Raw genomic sequence first — 18,197 nt, 5'->3', positions numbered from 1 at the left:
ACGCAATGCGTATCTCGGAAACCTGCATCAAGCGGCCGGTGTTTGCGTCGGTCCTGTCGCTGATCATCGTCCTGATCGGCCTGATCTCTTATTCGCGGCTGACGGTGCGCGAATATCCCAAGATCGACGAGCCGATCGTGTCGGTGGACACCACCTACAAGGGCGCCTCGCCCGAGGTGATCGAATCGCAGGTGACCAAGCCGCTGGAGGACCAGCTGGCGGGCATCGAAGGCGTGGACGTGATGACTTCGCGCAGCCGGTCCGAGCGCAGCCTGATCAACATCAAGTTCAACCTGTCGCGCAACCCGGATGCGGCGGCGGCCGAAGTGCGCGACAAGGTATCGCGCGCGCGCCGCTTCCTGCCCGATGAAATCGACGAGCCCATCATCGGCAAGGTCGAGGCCGATTCGCAGCCCATCATCTATATCGCGGTGGAATCGGGTTCGTACTCGGCGATCCAGACGTCCGACTACATCAACCGCTACATCAAGACGCGCCTGTCCGTGCTGCCCGGCGCGGCCGAGGTGCGTGTGTTTGGCGAACGCCTGCCGTCCATGCGCATCTATGTGGACCGTGACAAGCTCGCCGCCTACGGCCTGACCGTGCAAGAGGTGGAGGCCGCGCTGCGCAGCCAGAACGTCGAGATCCCGGCCGGCCGCATCGAGTCGCGCGCGCGTGAATTCTCGGTGGTGTCGTCCACCGACCTGCAAACGCCCGCGCAGTTCGAAGACGTGATCGTGGCCAACGTGAAGGGCTATCCGGTCCGGTTGCGCGACGTCTCCAAAGTCGAGATCGGCGCGGCCAGCGACCGGGTGCTGTCGCGCTTTAACGGCAAGCCGGCCATCAACATCGGCGTGACGCGGCAATCCACGGCCAACCCGCTGGAACTGTCCAAGGCGGCGCGCCACGAGGTCGAACGCCTGAACGAAACCTTGCCGGCGGGCATGAAGCTGACCATCGCGTACGACTCGTCGGTGTTCATCGAACGGTCCATCGATTCGGTTTTCCACACCATCGGCGAAGCCATCATCCTGGTGGTGCTGGTGATCTTCTTTTTCCTGCGCAATCTGCGCGCCAGCATCATTCCCATCGTCACCATCCCCGTGTCGCTGGTGGGCGCCTGCGCCCTGATGTATTTCTTCGGGTTTTCGATCAACACGCTGACCTTGCTGGCCATGGTGCTGGCCATCGGCCTGGTGGTGGACGACGCCATCGTGGTGCTGGAGAACATTTATCGGCACATCGAAGAAGGCATGCCGCGCAAGGAAGCGGCGTTGCGGGGCTCCAAGGAAATCGGCTTCGCGGTGGTGGCCATGACGATGACGCTGGTCACCGTGTACGCGCCGCTGGCCTTTGCCACGGGCCGTACGGGGCGCCTGTTCATTGAGTTCGCGCTGGCCCTGGCCGGTGCGGTGCTGGTGTCGGGCTTCGTGGCGCTGACGCTGACGCCGATGATGTGCTCGGTGCTGCTGCGCCATCAAAGCAGCCACAGCCGCTGGTACAACCTGATCGAAGGCTGGCTCAACGGCATGAGCAACGGCTACCGCCGCCTGTTGGGGGCGTCGTTGCGTCACCGCTGGCTGGTGGTGATGATCGGCGTGGCGGTGGCGTTGGGCAGCGGCGTGTTGTTCAAGGTGGTTAAAAGCGAATTGGCGCCCATCGAGGATCGCGGCGTGGTGTTCGGCATCGTAAGCTCGCCGGAAGGCGCCACGTTGAACTACACGCTGGACAGCATGCTGGGCATCGAAAAATTCTATTCAGAAATTTCGGAAGCCAGCGGCAGCCAGGTCACGGTGGGCTTTCCGACCGTGACGGACGGCACGGCAATCCTGCGCCTGAAACCTTGGGAAGAGCGCGACCGCAAGCAGCAGGCCATCACGCAGCAGTTGCAGCCGCAATTCGCCTCGCTGCCCGGCGTGCGGGCGTTTCCGACGAACCCCCCATCGCTGGGGCAGTCCGCGCGCTCGAAGCCGGTGGAATTCATCATCATGAGCCAGGCGTCGTACGCCGAGCTGGCCCGCCTGACCGATGTCTTCCTGACGGAACTGCGCAAGTATCCGGGCCTGTTGAACCTGGACACGGACCTGCGCCTGAACACGCCCGAACTGCGTGTGCGCGTTGACCGCGACAAGATGGCGGACGTGGGCGCCAATGTGGACACCGTGGGGCGCACGCTGGAAACGATGCTGGGCGGGCGTCAGGTCACGCGTTACAAGGATGAGGGCGAGCAGTACGACGTGATTGTGCAGGTCACCCCGCGCGACCGCGCCACGCCCACGGATATTTCCGGCATCTATGTGCGTGCCCGCGATGGCAGCATGGTGCAGCTGGACAATTTGCTGGGCGTGCACGAAGGCGTGTCGCCGCAATCGCTGAACCACTTCAACCGCTTGCGCGCCGTCAAGATCGACGCGGCGGTCGCGCCCGGCTATGCGCTGGGCGAGGTCCTGACGCACATGCATCAGGTGGCGCGAGACGTCCTGCCCAATACGACCATCACCGATCTGGACGGGCAATCGCGCGAATTCCGCGATTCGTCCGGCAGCATCTATCTGGTGTTCGGCATGGCGCTGGCCTTCATCTACCTGGTGCTGGCGGCGCAGTTCGAAAGCTGGCGTAACCCGTTCATCATCATGCTGTCGGTGCCGCTGTCGATGACGGGCGCGTTGCTGGCGCTGTGGCTGACGGGGGGCACGTTGTCCATCTACAGCCAGATCGGCCTGATCACGCTGGTGGGGCTCATTACCAAGCACGGCATCCTGATCGTGGAATTTACCAACCAGCTGCGCGACGAGGGCCGCGAACTGTTCGCCGCCGTGACCGAGGCCAGCGTGCTGCGCTTGCGCCCCATTTTGATGACGACTGGCGCGATGGTGCTGGGCACGGTGCCGCTGGCCCTGTCCACCGGCGCGGGGGCGGAATCCCGCCAGCAGATCGGCTGGGTGCTGGTGGGCGGCCTGTTGCTGGGTACACTACTGACCTTGTTCGTCGTGCCGGTGGCCTACACGCTGATTGCCACCGCACGCAAGAAACCCGGCCATGCCGGCAGCGCAGAGCACCCTCCGGCCCATCCGCCGGGCGGTCAGACGCCGCCGGCCTCGGCCAATGCAGCGTCGGAATAAGTCATGCGCCAGATCATCTTTGACACGGAAACCACCGGACTGGACCCTGCCCAGGGTCATCGCATCGTTGAAATCGGTTGTGTGGAAATGGTCAACCGGATGTCCACCGGCAACAACCTGCACATCTACCTGAACCCGGATCGCGACAGCGACCCCGAGGCCTTGGCCGTGCACGGACTGACGACGGAATTCCTGTCCGACAAGCCGCGCTTTGCCGACGTGGCGGACGAATTCGTCAAATTCATCCAGGGTGCGGAACTGATCGCGCACAACGCCGCGTTTGACGTGAAGTTCTTTAACGCCGAGCTGGCCAAGACGGGCCGCGGCCCGATCACCGATTACTGCGAGACGGTCACCGATTCCCTGCTGCACGCCCGGTCGCTGTTCCCCGGCAAGCGCAATTCGCTGGACGCCTTGTGCGACCGCTTCGGCATTTCCAACGCGCACCGTACGCTGCACGGCGCATTGCTTGACTCGCAGTTGCTGGCCGAAGTCTGGCTGGCCATGACGCGCGGTCAGGATGCGTTGCTGATCGACGTGGACGACAACGACGGCGCGGGCAGCGATGGGATCGTGCTGGCCAAATTCGATGCGTCGGGGCTGGTGGTCATCAAGGCTAGCGACGAAGAGCTGGCCGAACACGAGGCCTATCTGGCGGCGTTGGACAAGTCGGTGAACGGCGAATGCGTCTGGCGCAAGCTGGATGCGCCGGTGGCGGCATAAAGGCTATTGCCGACCCAGCTTGCGGCGTGCGAATTTCGACTTGCGCACGTTTTAAAAAACATGCTATTATTTCGCCTCTTTCAGGGTGGTTAGCTCAGTGGTAGAGCACTGCCTTCACACGGCAGGGGTCACAAGTTCGAAACTTGTACCACCCACCAAAGACCCTTGGAAGGCAACACGAAGGCTTGTAGATAGCGTTCAGTTGTTGCTGACCTGCCAGGCGTCTTTGGCATAAAGACTGAAAGAGAAAAAAGAAAAAAGAAAGCAAAACAGGCCAACCTTAATCGGTTGGCTTTTTTGTGCCCGTCTGCTTTGTGTGTGCAGGGGTGCGCGCCGGGGTTGGACGCAGGGGGGGGGCGCAGGGGGGCACGCCGGGTTTGTGGATCGTCTTTGCGGATCGCGTGTGGGGATCAAGGCTTGTTGATCTGGCGCAAGAATGCCTTTCAGCCTTGCGTGCCGATGCCTTAGCAGGCGCTTATGATGGCTTCACGGTGCCGCCTGCAAAAGAAATGCCTTTTGACGGCCTGCCGGATGCCCGAGCATAGGAGACGTCCATGCCGCCGAACACCAATACCATGTTGATCATCATCGTCACGGGCGTGGCGCTGATGCTGATCGGTTTCGGGATGCGCGATCGCAATATCGGGATGGGCTTGATGGGCCTGGGCTTGATCACCGCCATAGGCACCATCATTTACAAGGCCTACGTCACGTTTTATTAAGGCCTTTCCTGCTCAGGCCTTTACTGTTCAGGCGCTTTCTTGTTTAACCGTGCCAGCAAGGTATCCAGCTGGTTAGCGAACGCCTTGCGGTCGGCTTGGCTGAATGACGACGGGCCGCCCGTGTCGATCCCGCTTGCCCGCAATTCTTCCATCATGTCGCGCACCGCCAGCCGTTCCCGGATGGTTTCGGGCGAATAGCGTTCGCCTCGCGGGTTCAGCGCCATCGCCCCTTTGGCCAGCACGTCGGCGGCCAGCGGGATGTCAGCGGTGATGACTAGATCGCCCGGCTCGGCGCGTTCAACGATGTGCGCGTCCGCCACGTCAAAACCGCGCGGCACCTGCACCGCGCGGATCAGCGGCGAAGGCGGCGTGGACAGTGGCTGGTTGGCGACCAGGGTCACCGGCACCTGCCAGCGCTGCGCGGCGCGGAACAAGATGTCCTTGATGACCACGGGACACGCGTCCGCATCGACCCAGATGTGCATAAACGCTTATTCGCCCAGCGCTTTTTGCAGGATTTCGGCCACGATGTCGTTCGTGGACACGCCACGTTCGGCAGCCAGCGCGCGCAGCTTGTCGGCGTGCGCCTGCGACAGCTTCAACGGAAACGGCACCAGGCCGGCCGCCTGATCCAGCTTGCGCTGCTCGCGGCGGTCGGGCGCTTGAGAAGCGACGCCGAAGCGGTCGGGGGTGGCGGATGCCTTGAGCTGGCCGGCCAGCTTCAGGGCCTGGGTTTTTTGAAGATCAAATTTATTCATGGAAATTCCTGATTAGGAGCGCAATCATAAGCGCATCCGGATCAGCGCGGTTTGGCGAGTTCCAACGCGGCCAGGCCTTCTTCGGCCCCGTCGTGCAACGGGACGGTCAGGCCGCGTCGCGCATTGGCGATCGACACCTGCGCGCCCTGCGCCGAGCCGGCAGCCAGCAAGTCCTGGCCGGTCTGGTAGACGGCGCGGACCACCATCAAGGCTTCATCCCGAGTCAGGTTTGCCGTGGTCAGCATCAGTGCGGCGGTGCCCACCGTGGCAACCGGAGCGGCTTGGTTGGGATAGGTGTCCGCGGCAATCTCCAGGGGCATCAGGGCGCTGTCATTGCCGGTCAAGGACTTGATGGCGGCCGGGTCCAGCGGCAGCAGCTTCAAGCGCGCCTCGGTCAGCGCGTCGCGCAGTGGCGTGGCGGGCACGCCGATGACCTGTGCGGCGGCATCGACCGTCCCGGCGTTCAGCGCGGGCAAGGACGCCGCGAAAGGCGTGTCGATGACCGTGTAGTCGCGCCCCGGCTCCAGGCCATGGGCGGACAGCACCGCTTGCAACGTGGCGCGCACCGCCGAACCCTCGGGGCCCAGCGCAATCTTCTTGCCCTTCAAGTCGCGCACGCTGCGCAACGCCGGATCATCACGCACCACGATGTGGACAAGTTCGGGATACAAGCTGCCCAGCGCGCGCAGGCCGCTGAACGGCCCCTGGTCAGCGAATGGGCCGCGACCCTCGTAAGCCAGGCGCGCCGTGTCGGCCTGCGCCAGGCCAACCACGGCGTCGCCGCTACGCAGCAGGGCGATGTTCTCGGCGCCGCCACCGGTGATCAGCGGGGTGACGCGGATCTGCCGGGCGCGCGCCACGGCGCTCAGCGCGCGGGCAAACGCCACATATTCGCCACGGTCTGGCCCACCCGCCAGCGGATAGCCCTGTTGCAACCGCGCCAGCCGGCCGTTGATGCGCGCCACTGAGCGTTCCAGCTCTTGCTGCACCACGTTCTGCGCGGTGCTCGATGCGCTGTAGGCCACGGAATGGGTGATCTGGTCGAGCGAGTCCAGCAACTGCCGCGTAACGGGCGGGGGCGCGCCCGTATCCAGCGACGGCGCCTCGGCGGCTTTGAAACCGGCGGGCGTAATGAGCTTCCAGGCATCGCCTTCTTTACGGTAGATAGCGCTGGCGTGCGCGACGATGCGGTCCCCCGCCTGGTTGCCGCCGGACTTCACGCCGATGATGCTGCGCGGGCCCGCGCCCAGCAATGTCACCAGCGAGGCTGCGCCGGGCTGGTCCCAGGCACCCAGGGTCATATCCCGGCCCAAGGTCAATTCCACGTCGTAATACACCACGCGTCGGCTTTCACCGGCGGGGGCCGTGCTGTCGCTGGCTGAACCCCTGCGCTTGAGATCGGTGATCCGGAACAGGCCCTGGCCGTACGTGGTAGCCAGGGCGGTGTCGACGTCCGTGCGCAGCGCGTCGGCGTCGGGGGCCCGGCCGCAGGCGGCCAGCAGCAGGCAGAACGCGATCAGTACCAGGCGTTTGAACATGGTCACATCCCCCCTACGAAGGGCAAGGAGATCAGCGACGTCAGCACGATCACGTTCAGGATGTCGACCAGGAACGCGCCGGTGACCGGCACCACGATGAAGGCTTCCGGCGCGGGTCCGTGACGGCGCGTCAGGGCCTGCATGTTGGCGATGGCGGTGGCGGTGGCGCCCAGGCCAAAGCCGCAGAACGCCGCCGACATGATGGCCGCCTCGTAGTCGCGCTTGAGCAAACGGAACACCACCCAGGCAGCGTACAGCGCGCAGAACAGGGTTTGCACGACCAGCATCAAGGCCAGCGGGCCGGCCAGGCGGGCCACGCTGGACAGGTCCAGCGTCATCATCGTCATGCCCAGGAACAGCGACAAGGAAATCGTTCCGATGATTTCGGTGGCCCGGTCGTCCAGCTTCAGCCCCAGGCGCGCGCCGCCGTTGCGGATCAGCACACCGGTGGCCAGGCACCACAAGAAATTGGGCAGGCTCACGGGCGCGCCTTCGACCAGCATGGCCAGGTAGCCGCCGACGACCAGGCAGACGAAGGCGGCGGTCATCGACACAATGAACGAACCGGCGGTGGGCGGTTCGGCGGGTTCGGCAAGGTCGGGCGCGACCTGGCCGTCGCCGGCCTTGTGGTCCAGACTGCCTTGCAGTTTGTGCCGGCGCATGAGCCATTCCGCGACGGGGCCGCCGACCACGCCGCCCAGCACCAGGCCCAAGGTGGCGGATGTCATGGCCAACGCCATGACGTCCTGGATGTTGTTGAAGTCGGCAAAGCGGGTCGCATAGGCCGCGCCGGTTCCGTGCCCGCCCACCAGCGTGATCGTGCCGCCCAGCAGGCCCATCAGCGGGTGCATATCAAGCAGCCAGGCCATGCCCAGCCCGACGGCGTTTTGCAGAATCAAGAAGGGAATCAGCGCCAACAGGAACGCGATCAGCCGGGGGCCGCCCTTGGCCAGCAGTTTCAGATTGGCGGTCAGCCCGATAGAGCCGAAGAACAGCAGCAGCAGCGTGGGCCGGATGCTGGTTTCCAGCGAGACCGAGACGCCGCCCCAGTTCGCCAGCGCATACGCCAGGATCGCGAACAACAGGCCGCCAACAATAGGGTCGGGGATGCTGTATCGGCGCAGGATGCCGATACGGGTGGTAAGCACGCGGCCGATGACCAGCACCAGGCAGCAGGCAAGCAAAGATTGAACGGGCGAAAGGGAAATCATAAGAACCTTCGCGCCCCGGCAGGGCGCAGCAAGTCGGACTATCGGAACCGTTGCCGCCACATCGTTCGGGATTGCGGCCCTATATTACGACCGCGAATTGGCGATGTATAGGAAAGCGGCAACTCGCGGGGCCAGTCGTGCAAGGCCCTCGCAAATAAGGGGCTACAGCAAGGGGCTAAAGCGGGAAGTCGCGCGTCATGTAGCGGGCGTCGGGGCCGTAGCCCGCCAACTTGTCGGCCAGATCGCGCATGCCGTCCATGGTGGACACGGGCCGATAGCCGTGGCGCAGCCAATAGCCCACCGCGGACTGCAATGAAACCAGACTGGCGCGACGCAAGCCGCTTTGCATTGCGCGGGCAGCGCCTGTTTGCAGCAGGGACTGGGCCACGCCATGCCCTTGCGCGCGCGGAACCACGGCGCAGTCATGCAGGAACCAGTGTTTGGCCGGCGAAGGCAATGCCGTCAACGCCACGCCCAGCGCCGGGGGCAGCCCGGCATCCCAGGGATACGAAACCAGGTAACCCAGCAGGGTGCTGCTGTCAGGTGCGCACGCCACCCAGCAATGATCAGGCGCAAGCTGCAAGCGGTTTAAGAAGAACTCCGCGCTTTCAAGCAGGAAGTCGGGGTAGGCCAGGGTCTGGGCATCCAAGATGCCGTCCACGTCGCTGGCCAGCATAGGGCGGACTCGGTATTGCATGACTACCTGTAGGGACAAAACAGCCGCGCATTTTACCGATGCCGGAAAAAACGTCGGTTCAATGGGGTCAGGAAATAGGGGTCGGATAGAGACCGGTTGGTCGAAAACCCGGTGCGCGCGAAGTGACGGGAGAGGGAACTGCGGGGGCTTGCTGCCTCGGCGCCGTGTGGCGGGCATTTCATGAAAATTCGACGAGACGCTACGCATACTGCCGGTCATAGCATTCCCGTATTCCCAGTCCTTTCGTCTTATGCACATCCAATACCGGCCCGATCCGATTCCTTCGCAAGTGCTGGCCAAAACGTATCCTCTGGAAGCGCTTTGGTCCGGCAAGGCTGCCGTGGTGCCTTACGACGCCTGCGTGACGTGCGTCATCCCGTGCCTGAACGAAGCGGAAAACCTGCGCGTCTTGTTGCCGCTGTTGCGCAGCCGTTTGCAGGCGCTGTGCACGCGCTGGGAAATCATCGTGGCCGACGATGGCAGCACGGACGGCACGGAATCATTGATGGGCGAATGGACTCAGCACGAGGGTTTTCGCTACGTCCAGTTATCGCGTAATTTCGGCAAGGAAGCCGCGCTTAGCGCAGGGCTGGAAGCGGCCACCGGCGACGCGGTGATCTGCCTGGACGCCGACCTGCAACACCCGCCGGCGTTGATCGAACAGATGCTGGCACGCTGGGCGGCAGGCGCCGAAATGGTTTATGCCGTGCGCGAAACGCGTCAAGACGAATCGTGGTTGAAGCGATCCGGCGCACGGTGGTTCTACAAGCTGCTGAGCAGCGCGCGCGGCGTGGATGTGCCGGCGCACGCAGGCGACTTCCGCCTGATGGACCGTGGCGTGGTCGATGCGCTGAACGCATTGCCCGAGCGCACGCGCTTCATGAAGGGTTTGTACGCCTGGGTCGGTTTCAAGGGCGAAGCGTTGCCCTACACGCCGGACGAACGCATGCATGGCAACAGCCGCTTCAGCGGGCTGCGCCTGTTCCGTCTGGCCTTGGATGGGTTGACCGCCTTCACGACCTGGCCGCTTCGTTTGGTCAGCCTGGTTGGCGTGGCGTTCGCGTTGGTGGCGATGTCTTACGCCGCTTATCTGGTGGGCGATTATCTGCTGTCGGGCAATCCCGTGTCTGGCTGGACCACCATCGTCACTGCCGTGCTGTTCTTTGCCGGCGTGAATCTGATTTCGTTGGGTGTGGTGGGCGAATACGTTGCCCGCATCTTTGACGAAGTCAAAGGCCGGCCGCTGTACGTGGTGCGCCGCCGCCAAGGGCGGCCCGCCGACAGCGGCGCGCGGCCCCTCTGATTCTTGCGCCGCCGCGCAGCGCGCGGGCACCCGCCAATGCCTTGCATTGCATCGCAACCATTACGCGGTGGGCTTGCGAAACGCCCACAAGCGGCTTGCGATAAACGTGGCGAATGCCAGCCCGATCAAGATCAATGCCAGCAACACGTCGTAGCGGATGCTGGTGGTGTGCAGCAGCAGCGCGTAGGCCGATTCGTTGATGAAAAAGCCCGCCGCTGAAATGAAAAAGAAACGGCGGATCGCTATGGTCCAGGGTATTTGGGCATGTCTGAACGTAAGCCGATAGTGGCCGGCAAAAGATACGACGAAGGCGACCAGCCAGCCGATCAGGTTGGCGGCCAGCGGGGGCAGGGCGAAGGCTTCGACGCAGCCGACAGCCACCGCCCAATGGGTGGCGGCAGCCGCGCATCCGACGGCGACAAACAGGCTGATCTGACGAAGCAAGGCGCGCATGAGTGCCCAAGTGGAATGGAACTGCGAGGAAATGCAATGAGCAAACGAGTCATAGTCTGCGGCGACGATTTTGGCATGAATGCCGACATCGATGAAGGCATGATTGCGTTGGCCGACATGGGGCGCATCAGCGCTGTCAGCTGCTTGTCGCTTGGCCCGACGTTTGCCGCCAACGCTCGCCGGCTTGGCGCGCGCAACGTGGATATCGGCTTGCATGTGAACCTGTCCGAGTCGCTGGGCGCGGATGCCGAACCGATGCCGTCCTTGAGCAAGCTCATCATCAGCGCGTACACAGGGCGACTGGACGCGGCCTGGGTGCAAACGCAATTGAACCGCCAGTTCGACGCCTTTGAAGCCGCCCTGGGGCGCGCGCCCGACTATATCGACGGCCATCAACACGTGCACCAGCTGCCGGGCGTGCGCGATCAAGTGTTGGCGCAACTGAAGCGGCGCTTTGGCGAACAACGCCCGTGGCTGCGCCAGACGGCGCCGGGCATGCTTAGCGGCATCCCCATGAAGGAAGCGATCAAGGCGCGCATCATCGGCGCGTTGGGGGCGGCAGCGCTGGCGCGTCAGGCAAGCCGCGACGGCCTGCGCACCAATCGCCGGCTGCTGGGCGTGTATGGATTCGACGGCGGCAAGCGGCGCTATGCCGGCCTGCTGCAGAACTGGCTGTTCAATGCGCGCGATGGGGATCTGCTGATGTGCCATCCCGCGATGAATAGCCAAGAGGGCAGTGCCATGTCGCGACAACGGCGCGCTGAATTCGACGTGTTGGCCAGCCCCAAACTGGGTGATTGGATGAACGCCAACGGCGTGCGCATTTCACGTCTGCCCACGCACTGATCGCTACGCCGCGCGGGCATCATGCCGGCGTGTTGTCTGCCCGGGTCAGGCTTTCCAGCAACCATGCCCCCGCCGGCCCCAGCGCGCGGCGGGTAGACCACACGGCGTCGACGCGTATGTGGCGCGGCCAGCCGGGCACCGTCAGTTCCACCAAGTGGTCGCGGCCAAAACGCTGAATCATCCAGCGAGGCAGTTCGGTCCAGCCGAACCCCAGGCTGGCCATTTCCAGCAGCATCAGATAGCCGGGCGCGGACCACGTTGCGTGGGGCGGCGCCGTGTCCTTGTCGTCCAGTTCGTAAGTGCTGAGCCGCAATTCGCGGTGCGTCTTGAGCTCGTCGTTGCTGACGGCGGGACGGTCTGCTAGTGGGTGCCCGCGACCCACGCACAGCACGATTTCGGATCGTTCCGGCAGCGTCGCATGCGCCACGTCCGGGGGGTAGTCGTCTTGCGCCGCCATCAGGCCCAGGTGCGCGCGGCCTTGCTGCACCAACGCCACCACGTCTTCATACTCCGCAATCAGGCATTCGAAGCGCAGCGCGGGGTAGCGCTGGTCGATCTGGCTGAGCATGTTCTCAAAGGTTTTGGACTGGAACGTGTCCGACAGCACCACGGTCAGCCGGGGCTCAAGCCCGTCGGCCAACTGATTGGCGCTGCGGTTGAAGCGATCGTTCGCGGCCAGCACCTGCAAGGCCTGGCCCAGCAGTACCTGGCCTGCTTCGGTCAGGGCGGGTTGCCGCTGGCTGCGGTTGAACAGCGTGACGTTAAGGTCTACTTCCAGGTTGGCGATGGTTTCGCTGATGGTGGACTGGCTCTTGCCCAGTTTGCGGGCAGCGGCCGAGAACGAGCCTTCAGAGGCAACCTGGGCGAACGCGGCCAGGGATTCAAGAGAGTGGCGCATGGGTTATCGGGAATTCCGATGGATAGTATCTTTATCGTAACGGAAATGTCGTGGAAAATCGCTTCCATTCTGACAAACCGACCGCAGGCGGGTCATGCAAGCCACTCACACCCCTACCCAAAAAACGCAAGTCACCAAAACGCTCAAAGAGCGTTTTTTTCACGCCTTCTTGTTTGAAATCCTGGCCATCGGCCTGTGCGCGCCGGCCGCTGCGTGGGCCATGGGCAAATCCCTTTTCGAAATGGGCGTGCTCACCGCCGTCATCGCCTGGATCGCGCTGGTCTGGAACATGATCTACAACGCCGGCTTCGACCGCCTGCAAAACCGCCTGGGTTTCGTGCGCAACATGCGCATGCGCGTGGTGCACGCGTTTGGATTTGAGCTGGGCCTGATCCTGATCGTGATTCCGCTGGCGGCCTGGTGGCTGGACATCAGCCTTTGGGAAGCCTTTGTGCTGGATATCGCGTTGGTGCTGTTCTATCTGCCCTACGCATTTCTGTACAACTTGGCCTATGACCGGTCCCGTCCGCGCGTCTTGGCATGGCTGGGACGCGGCAAGGCGCAAGCCGCGCCGGCCGACGCTGCCGGTATCGCTCCGGCCGTGGCGCCGACGGGGGCTGCCGCCGTTACGCGTCAATCACCTTGCGCGTAAACATTTCCAGGTAGTCCATCAACGAATCGGCGCCCTTGATGGCGTCGGCTTCGTTGCCGGTGGCAATGCCTTGCGCCATCAGCATGTGGCGGCGCGCGCCTTCCGCGATGTCGCCCTCGTGCTGATAGGCGTACCAAAAGCGCCGGCACTGGATGATCAGCGGTTCGACCGCATTCACGGCAGACACATTACGGCAAGCCAGATGACAGACGTGGTCCAGCAATTGGTCCGCGTGCATGTAGTCGTCAAGGTTGCCGCCTTCCGAGGCGCGAATCATCTGCGCGGCGCATTCCACGATCTGGGTGCGCTGCGCGGGCGTGGCGCGGCGGGCGGCGCTGGCGGCGATCAATTGTTCCAGCGCGCGGCGCGTCTGGATCAGATCCATGTGGTCGGCCAGCTGGATCATCGATACGCGCAAGCCGCGCCGGGGCTCCTGGCGGATCAGGCCAGCCGCCACCATGCGCAGCAATGCTTCGCGCAGGGGCGTGCGCCCCAGGCCGGTTTTCTCGACAAGTTCCGCTTCCACGACCGCGCTGCCAGGCTGCAATTGCAAGGTGGCGATCATGCTTTCGATCTGGTCGTAGGCGACGTCCGCGGCGCGTCGTTTGGGTTCTGCTCCTGCCATCAATTATTGTTTTCCTTCGTTTTGCGCCACTGCGTGTACGCCAGCCATTCGCCGACGAACCCGCGTCGGAAGAACGACACGCACAACACGAAAATCAGCCCGATGACGATGGTGACAACATCGCCAAGGGTGGCAAGATAGTTCTGCAGGCTGACCACCAGCGTAGCGCCCACGACAGGGCCCCACACCGTGCCGATGCCGCCCAGCAGCGTCATCAGCAATACTTCGGTGGAGGTGGCCAGCGACACGTCGTTCAGGGCCACCAATTGCAGCACCAGCGCCTTCAGGGAGCCGGCCAGACCGGCAACCGACGCGGACAGCACGAAGGCCAGCAGCTTGCACCGATCCGTATCGTAACCTAGCGAAATGGCGCGCGGCGCGTTGTCCCGAATGGTCTTGAGCACCTGCCCGAAGGGCGAATGAATCACCCGGTAGACGAACAGAAAGCCCAGCACGAACACGCCCAGCGCGAAGTAATACATGTTGGTGTCTACGCTCAGGTCCACCAGCCCAAGGAACTTGCCGCGCGGAATGCCCTGCATGCCGTCCTCGCCGCGCGTCCAGCCGACCTGCACCGCCATGAAGTACGCCACCTGCGACAGCGCCAGCGTGATCATGGCGAAATAGATGCCGGTGCGGCGGATGGCCAGCCAGCCTATCGCATACCCGATGGCGGCCGCCATGGCCACGCCGCACACAATGGCAAGCTCGGGCGGCAGGCCGCGTGCGCCGAACAGGATCATCATTTCCCCCGCCGCGTAGCCGGCCCAGCCAAAAAACGCGGCGTGGCCGAAAGACACCAGGCCGGTAAACCCGGTCAGCAGGTTGAAGGCCAGCGCAAACAGCGCAAAGCACAACACCTTCATGACGAATACCGGGTACACGATCTGGGGGAAGAACGGCACCAGCAGCGCGGGCACCAGCAGCAAGGCCAGGATGCGAATGGAAAACGGAATGCGCGACACCTTATTTCTCCTTGCCGAACAAGCCCGCGGGGCGCATCAACAGCACGACGGCCATCACGATGAACACGACAACGGTGGACGCTTCGGGATAGAACACCTTGGTCAGCCCTTCCAGCAGCCCGAGCGCCAGGCCGGTGACGATGGCGCCCATGATGGAACCCAGCCCCCCGATCACCACCACGGCGAACACGATGTTCAGCAGGTTGGACCCCATCAACGGGTTGATCTGCATGACGGGCGCGGCCAGCACGCCCGCCACGCCGGCCAGCGCCACGCCGAAGCCGTACGTCAGCGTGATCATCACCGGAACATTGACGCCGAACGCCTGTAGCAGCTTCGGGTTTTCGGTGCCGGCGCGCAGCATGGCGCCAAGGCGGGTGCGCTCGAACAGGTACCAGGTCGCGATGCACAGCGTCAGCGACGCCACCACCACAAAACCTCGGTACGCCGGCAAGAACATGAAGCCCAGGTCGAAGCCGCCTTGCAGGATCTCGGGCGGCTCATAGCCCACCCCGGAAATGCCGTAGAAGTAACGGAAGCCCCCTTCCATCATCAGCGCGATACCGAAGGTCAGCAGCAGCCCATACAGATGGTCCAGGTGGTACAGCCGCTTGAGCAGCGTCTTTTCGATCAGGACGCCCACCGCGCCCACCACCAGGGGCGCCAGGATCAGCGCGGCCCAGAAGTTGACCTGCACGCCGGGGCCCAGCAATTGCGGCAGCTGCGTGAAGCCGATCCACGCCAGGAACGCCGCCATCATGAACTGCGCGCCGTGCGTGAAGTTGACGATGTTGAGCAGGCCGAAAATGATGGCCAGCCCCATGCTGAGAATGGCGTAGAAGCAGCCGTTGATCAGCCCGACCAGCAACTGGGCCAACAGGGCGGGGAGCGAGATGTCGAACATGGCGCGGGCTTAGGACTTGTTCAGCGGGCAGGCGGCCTGGGGCTTGGGGAACACGTCCTCGCCCTTGAGTACCGACTTCACGTTGTAGTAGTCCCAGGGGGCCTTGGACTGCGCGGGCGTTTTCACCTGCAAGAGCAGCATGTCGTGCACCAGTGCGCCGTCCGCGCGCAGATGGCCGTTGCGGATCACGGCGTCGTTGATGGTCATCTCGCGCAGCTTGGCCATCACGGCGGGCGCGTCGTCGGTGCCGGCGGCTTCGATCGCCTTCAGGTAAGACAGCGTGGCGGAATACACACCGGCCTGCGAGGCGGTCGGCATCTTCTTGGCTTTTTCGAAGAACTTCTTGGCCCATGCGCGCGAGGCGTCGTCATAGTCCCAGTAGAACGCTTCGGTCAGGTACATGCCCTGCGCCTTGGGCAGGCCCATGCTGTGCACGTCCGAGATATACGTCAGCAACGGCGCCACGATCTGCTTTTTGTTGATGCCGAATTCGTTCGCTTGCTTGACGGCGTTGACCGTGTCGTTGCCCGCGTTGGCCAGCGCGATCACGTCTGCCTTCGATGCCTGGGCTTTGAGCAGGAACGATGAAAAGTCGTTGCCGGGGAAGGGGTGGCGCGACACGCCCACGACCGTTCCGCCGTTTTCCTTGATGACTTCCGTTGCGTCCTTTTCCAGCGAATGGCCAAACGTGTAATCGGCCGTGATGAAGTACCAGGTCTTCTTGCCTTCTTGCACCAGCGCGCGCGCGGTGCCGGCGGCAAGCGCGTATGTGTTGGTGGTCCATTGCGCATTCAGCGGCGAACATTTTTCGCCCAGGATGGCGGTGGACAGGCCCGCCGAGGGCATCGTCACGCGGTTTTTCTGCTTGGCGATTTCCATCACGGCCAGCGCGGTGGATGCGGTGGGAAAGTCGGTGATCATGTCGACCTTGCCCTGGTCAAACCACTCGCGCGCCAAGTTGGCGGCGACGTCGGGCTTGTTCTGGTGGTCTGCCGCCACCACTTCCACCGGTTTGCCCAGCACCTTGTTGCCCATCTCTTCAGCGGCCAGACGTGCGGCGATCACCGAGCCATTACCGGCCAGGTCGGAATACACGCCGGACAGGTCGGTCAGCACACCCACCTTGACGACGTCGTCGCTGATCTTTGCCTGCGCGTGGGCGGCGCCGGCGACACCCAGGGTTAGCAACGCTGCTGCAATTCGGTTCAATTTCATCTGACTACGCGCCGTGTAGGAAGGGGCACTGCGGTCGGAAGGAATACGGAAAAACCAATACGGCAAAACTTCAAATGCCCAGCAAGGTGTTCAGCTTGTCCTGCGATTGCTGGACGTCGGCACGGTCGATCACGGCAACCACTTGGCCATGTTCGATGACGTAATGGCGGTCGGCCAGGTGCTGGGCGAAGCGGAAATTCTGTTCGACCAGCACGGTGGTGTAGCCGCGCTCTTTCAATTGCCGGATCACGCGGCCCAGCGACTGCACGATCACAGGCGCCAGTCCTTCGGTGATTTCGTCCAGCAACAGCAGGCGAGCACCGGAGCGCAGGATGCGCGCCATCGCCAGCATCTGCTGTTCGCCGCCTGACAGCCGCGTGCCGGGGCTTTGCGCACGCTCTTTCAGGTTGGGGAACATTGTGTAGATCTCTTCCACCGACATGCCGTCCGGCCCCACCGAGGGCAGCAGCATGAGGTTTTCCTCCGCGGTCAGTGACGCGTAGATGCCGCGCTCTTCAGGGCAATAACCGATGCCCCGGCGCGCGATCTTGTGAGTGGGCATGCCCACCGTTTCCTGGCCCTGCACCTTGATCGAGCCGCTGCGGCGGCCCACCAGGCCAAGGATGGCTTTTAGCGTCGAGCTGCGGCCCGCGCCGTTGCGGCCCAGCAGCGTCACGCATTCGCCGGGCTTCACGTCCAGGTCGATGCCATGCAGGATGTGCGATTCGCCATACCAGGCGTGCAGGTTGCGGATTTCAAGCAGGTTGCCGGACCCGCCGGCCGGGGCGTTATTCATCGTCGGCTCCCATGTAGGCCTCGCGCACCGCCGGGTTCATCGATACGGTGGCGTAGGGGCCTTCCGCCAGGATCTCGCCCCGTTGCAAGACGGTGATGGTGTCGGAGATGTCCGCCACCACTTTCATGTTGTGTTCGACCATCAGGATGGTGCGCCCCGCCGATACCTGCTTGATCAGGTGCTTGATGCGGTCCACGTCTTCGTGGCCCATGCCTTGCGTGGGTTCGTCCAGCAGCAGCAGCTCGGGTTCAAGCGCCAGCGTGGTGGCGATTTCCAGGGTGCGCTTGCGGCCATACGGCAAGTCGCCCGCGGGCACCTCCAGATGCGTGCGCAGGCCGACCTGGTCCAGCAGTTCCTCGACGCGGTGGTGCAGGCTTTCCAGCGTGCGTTCCGACCGCCAGAAGCAGTAGTCCACGCCCAGCTTGCGCTGCAAGGCAACGCGCACGTTCTCGCGCACCGACAGCTGCGGAAATACGGCCGATATCTGGAACGATCGGACGATGCCCCGGCGCGCCGTCTGGGCGGGGCGCTCTGCCGTGATGTCGACGCCGTCGTACAGGATTTCGCCGCGCGTGGGGATGTGGAACTTGGTCAGCAAGTTGAAAAACGTGGTCTTGCCCGCCCCATTCGGGCCGATCAGCGCATGGATGGCGCCGCGCCGCACGCTCAGGTCGACGTTATTGACTGCCACGAAGCCGCGGAATTCCTTGGTCAGGCCACGGGTCTGAAGGATGATGTCGCTTTGCATGGTGTCCGATGGGCGTGCGTG

At 63.6% G+C, this 18,197-nt stretch carries 19 protein-coding genes and 1 tRNA gene; 7 read left to right on the top strand and 13 right to left on the bottom strand.

The features are described 5' to 3' along the window. Positions 1–5 precede the first annotated feature (5 nt). The 4 genes from AC6LJY_RS16305 (at position 6) to AC6LJY_RS16290 (ending at position 4,567) form a co-directional block, all read left to right on the top strand. Positions 6–3,122 carry an efflux RND transporter permease subunit gene (locus AC6LJY_RS16305; protein ID WP_046806135.1) on the top strand — a complete coding sequence of 1,039 codons (3,117 nt, stop codon included), beginning with the start codon at positions 6–8 and terminating at the stop codon, positions 3,120–3,122. A gap of 3 nt (positions 3,123–3,125) precedes the next feature. Then, complete coding sequence (gene dnaQ, locus AC6LJY_RS16300; protein WP_046806136.1) at positions 3,126–3,845, top strand: DNA polymerase III subunit epsilon; 720 nt, start codon at positions 3,126–3,128, stop codon at positions 3,843–3,845. An 83-nt stretch (positions 3,846–3,928) separates the two neighbouring features. Beyond that, positions 3,929–4,003 (top strand) — tRNA-Val (locus tag AC6LJY_RS16295). A gap of 396 nt (positions 4,004–4,399) precedes the next feature. Then, complete coding sequence (locus AC6LJY_RS16290; RefSeq protein WP_046806137.1) at positions 4,400–4,567, top strand: hypothetical protein; 168 nt, start codon at positions 4,400–4,402, stop codon at positions 4,565–4,567. A 20-nt stretch (positions 4,568–4,587) separates the two neighbouring features. Here the strand turns inward: AC6LJY_RS16290 and AC6LJY_RS16285 are convergent, their stop codons facing one another. The 5 genes from AC6LJY_RS16285 to AC6LJY_RS16265 form a co-directional block, all read right to left on the bottom strand. Continuing rightward, positions 4,588–5,052, bottom strand: a complete 465-nt coding sequence (locus tag AC6LJY_RS16285) for a YaiI/YqxD family protein (protein WP_104145145.1) — start codon at positions 5,050–5,052, stop codon at positions 4,588–4,590. A 6-nt stretch (positions 5,053–5,058) separates the two neighbouring features. After that, positions 5,059–5,325, bottom strand: coding sequence for a hypothetical protein (locus AC6LJY_RS16280; protein ID WP_046806139.1), 267 nt, complete (start codon positions 5,323–5,325; stop codon positions 5,059–5,061). 41 nt (positions 5,326–5,366) lie between these two features. Continuing rightward, positions 5,367–6,869, bottom strand: coding sequence for a TAXI family TRAP transporter solute-binding subunit (locus AC6LJY_RS16275; protein ID WP_314360742.1), 1,503 nt, complete (start codon positions 6,867–6,869; stop codon positions 5,367–5,369). After that, the gene (gltS, locus tag AC6LJY_RS16270) at positions 6,866–8,074 is read right to left on the bottom strand and encodes a sodium/glutamate symporter (protein ID WP_104145142.1); all 1,209 of its coding nucleotides are present in this window, start codon (positions 8,072–8,074) and stop codon (positions 6,866–6,868) included. Before gltS ends, AC6LJY_RS16275 begins: the two co-directional genes overlap by 4 nt. A 175-nt stretch (positions 8,075–8,249) precedes the next feature. Next, positions 8,250–8,750, bottom strand: coding sequence for a GNAT family N-acetyltransferase (locus AC6LJY_RS16265; RefSeq protein WP_498136349.1), 501 nt, complete (start codon positions 8,748–8,750; stop codon positions 8,250–8,252). A gap of 271 nt (positions 8,751–9,021) precedes the next feature. Between AC6LJY_RS16265 and AC6LJY_RS16260 the strand changes: the two genes are divergently transcribed. Then, entirely contained in the window at positions 9,022–10,074 is a 1,053-nt protein-coding gene (locus tag AC6LJY_RS16260; protein ID WP_046806143.1) for a glycosyltransferase family 2 protein, read from the top strand. A gap of 60 nt (positions 10,075–10,134) precedes the next feature. Here AC6LJY_RS16260 and AC6LJY_RS16255 read toward each other — a convergent pair whose 3' ends face one another. Continuing rightward, positions 10,135–10,527, bottom strand: coding sequence for a GtrA family protein (locus AC6LJY_RS16255; protein ID WP_082134564.1), 393 nt, complete (start codon positions 10,525–10,527; stop codon positions 10,135–10,137). A gap of 36 nt (positions 10,528–10,563) precedes the next feature. Between AC6LJY_RS16255 and AC6LJY_RS16250 the strand changes: the two genes are divergently transcribed. After that, on the top strand, positions 10,564–11,373 hold the full coding sequence (locus AC6LJY_RS16250; RefSeq protein ID WP_052946068.1) for a ChbG/HpnK family deacetylase: 810 nt from the start codon (positions 10,564–10,566) through the stop codon (positions 11,371–11,373). A gap of 19 nt (positions 11,374–11,392) precedes the next feature. On the opposite strand, the gene AC6LJY_RS16245 is transcribed toward AC6LJY_RS16250, so the two are convergent. Beyond that, the gene (locus AC6LJY_RS16245; protein WP_046806144.1) at positions 11,393–12,271 is read right to left on the bottom strand and encodes a LysR family transcriptional regulator; all 879 of its coding nucleotides are present in this window, start codon (positions 12,269–12,271) and stop codon (positions 11,393–11,395) included. Between the two features lie 94 nt (positions 12,272–12,365). On the opposite strand from AC6LJY_RS16245, the gene AC6LJY_RS16240 reads away from it, so the two are divergent. Continuing rightward, positions 12,366–12,923: a multidrug/biocide efflux PACE transporter gene (locus AC6LJY_RS16240; RefSeq protein WP_498136348.1), complete on the top strand. Its 558-nt coding sequence runs from the start codon at positions 12,366–12,368 to the stop codon at positions 12,921–12,923. Here the strand turns inward: AC6LJY_RS16240 and AC6LJY_RS16235 are convergent. The 6 genes from AC6LJY_RS16235 to AC6LJY_RS16210 all read right to left on the bottom strand — a co-directional run bounded on the left by AC6LJY_RS16235 (position 12,898) and on the right by AC6LJY_RS16210 (position 18,176). After that, a complete protein-coding gene (locus AC6LJY_RS16235; RefSeq protein ID WP_046806146.1) occupies positions 12,898–13,548 on the bottom strand; it encodes a GntR family transcriptional regulator in 651 nt (216 codons plus the stop codon). The two genes, AC6LJY_RS16240 and AC6LJY_RS16235, sit on opposite strands and share 26 nt — an antisense overlap. Then, a complete protein-coding gene (locus AC6LJY_RS16230; RefSeq protein WP_498136347.1) occupies positions 13,548–14,513 on the bottom strand; it encodes a branched-chain amino acid ABC transporter permease in 966 nt (321 codons plus the stop codon). The genes AC6LJY_RS16235 and AC6LJY_RS16230 overlap by 1 nt, the downstream gene beginning before the upstream one ends. 1 nt (position 14,514) lies before the next feature. Beyond that, positions 14,515–15,417 (bottom strand): branched-chain amino acid ABC transporter permease, encoded by a 903-nt coding sequence (locus AC6LJY_RS16225; protein WP_104145139.1) that lies wholly within the window; start codon positions 15,415–15,417, stop codon positions 14,515–14,517. A 9-nt stretch (positions 15,418–15,426) separates the two neighbouring features. Beyond that, entirely contained in the window at positions 15,427–16,632 is a 1,206-nt protein-coding gene (locus tag AC6LJY_RS16220; RefSeq protein ID WP_104145138.1) for an ABC transporter substrate-binding protein, read from the bottom strand. A gap of 70 nt (positions 16,633–16,702) precedes the next feature. Then, positions 16,703–17,428 (bottom strand): ABC transporter ATP-binding protein, encoded by a 726-nt coding sequence (locus AC6LJY_RS16215; protein ID WP_046806149.1) that lies wholly within the window; start codon positions 17,426–17,428, stop codon positions 16,703–16,705. Continuing rightward, a complete protein-coding gene (locus AC6LJY_RS16210; protein ID WP_046806150.1) occupies positions 17,421–18,176 on the bottom strand; it encodes an ABC transporter ATP-binding protein in 756 nt (251 codons plus the stop codon). The genes AC6LJY_RS16215 and AC6LJY_RS16210 overlap by 8 nt, the downstream gene beginning before the upstream one ends. Positions 18,177–18,197: the final 21 nt, after the last annotated feature.

The sequence above is a fragment of the Achromobacter sp. RT286_PF genome (genome assembly GCF_059760425.1).
The sequence above is the reverse complement of the archived record's forward strand: the minus strand, read 5'-3'. Positions and strand labels throughout refer to the sequence as shown.

Excerpts from the sequence above, each read along its gene's own strand:
- AC6LJY_RS16235 (WP_046806146.1), bottom strand. The coding sequence starts at position 13,548 with ATGGCAGGAGCAGAACCCAAACGACGCGCCGCGGACGTCGCCTACGAC.
- AC6LJY_RS16210 (WP_046806150.1), bottom strand. The coding sequence starts at position 18,176 with ATGCAAAGCGACATCATCCTTCAGACCCGTGGCCTGACCAAGGAATTC.
- AC6LJY_RS16265 (WP_498136349.1), bottom strand. The coding sequence starts at position 8,750 with ATGCTGGCCAGCGACGTGGACGGCATCTTGGATGCCCAGACCCTGGCC.
- AC6LJY_RS16215 (WP_046806149.1), bottom strand. The coding sequence starts at position 17,428 with ATGAATAACGCCCCGGCCGGCGGGTCCGGCAACCTGCTTGAAATCCGC.
- gltS (WP_104145142.1), bottom strand. The coding sequence starts at position 8,074 with ATGATTTCCCTTTCGCCCGTTCAATCTTTGCTTGCCTGCTGCCTGGTG.
- AC6LJY_RS16225 (WP_104145139.1), bottom strand. The coding sequence starts at position 15,417 with ATGTTCGACATCTCGCTCCCCGCCCTGTTGGCCCAGTTGCTGGTCGGG.
- AC6LJY_RS16305 (WP_046806135.1), top strand. The coding sequence starts at position 6 with ATGCGTATCTCGGAAACCTGCATCAAGCGGCCGGTGTTTGCGTCGGTC.
- AC6LJY_RS16245 (WP_046806144.1), bottom strand. The coding sequence starts at position 12,271 with ATGCGCCACTCTCTTGAATCCCTGGCCGCGTTCGCCCAGGTTGCCTCT.
- AC6LJY_RS16260 (WP_046806143.1), top strand. The coding sequence starts at position 9,022 with ATGCACATCCAATACCGGCCCGATCCGATTCCTTCGCAAGTGCTGGCC.
- AC6LJY_RS16285 (WP_104145145.1), bottom strand. The coding sequence starts at position 5,052 with ATGCACATCTGGGTCGATGCGGACGCGTGTCCCGTGGTCATCAAGGAC.
- AC6LJY_RS16280 (WP_046806139.1), bottom strand. The coding sequence starts at position 5,325 with ATGAATAAATTTGATCTTCAAAAAACCCAGGCCCTGAAGCTGGCCGGC.
- AC6LJY_RS16240 (WP_498136348.1), top strand. The coding sequence starts at position 12,366 with ATGCAAGCCACTCACACCCCTACCCAAAAAACGCAAGTCACCAAAACG.
- AC6LJY_RS16255 (WP_082134564.1), bottom strand. The coding sequence starts at position 10,527 with ATGCGCGCCTTGCTTCGTCAGATCAGCCTGTTTGTCGCCGTCGGATGC.
- dnaQ (WP_046806136.1), top strand. The coding sequence starts at position 3,126 with ATGCGCCAGATCATCTTTGACACGGAAACCACCGGACTGGACCCTGCC.
- AC6LJY_RS16220 (WP_104145138.1), bottom strand. The coding sequence starts at position 16,632 with ATGAAATTGAACCGAATTGCAGCAGCGTTGCTAACCCTGGGTGTCGCC.
- AC6LJY_RS16250 (WP_052946068.1), top strand. The coding sequence starts at position 10,564 with ATGAGCAAACGAGTCATAGTCTGCGGCGACGATTTTGGCATGAATGCC.
- AC6LJY_RS16290 (WP_046806137.1), top strand. The coding sequence starts at position 4,400 with ATGCCGCCGAACACCAATACCATGTTGATCATCATCGTCACGGGCGTG.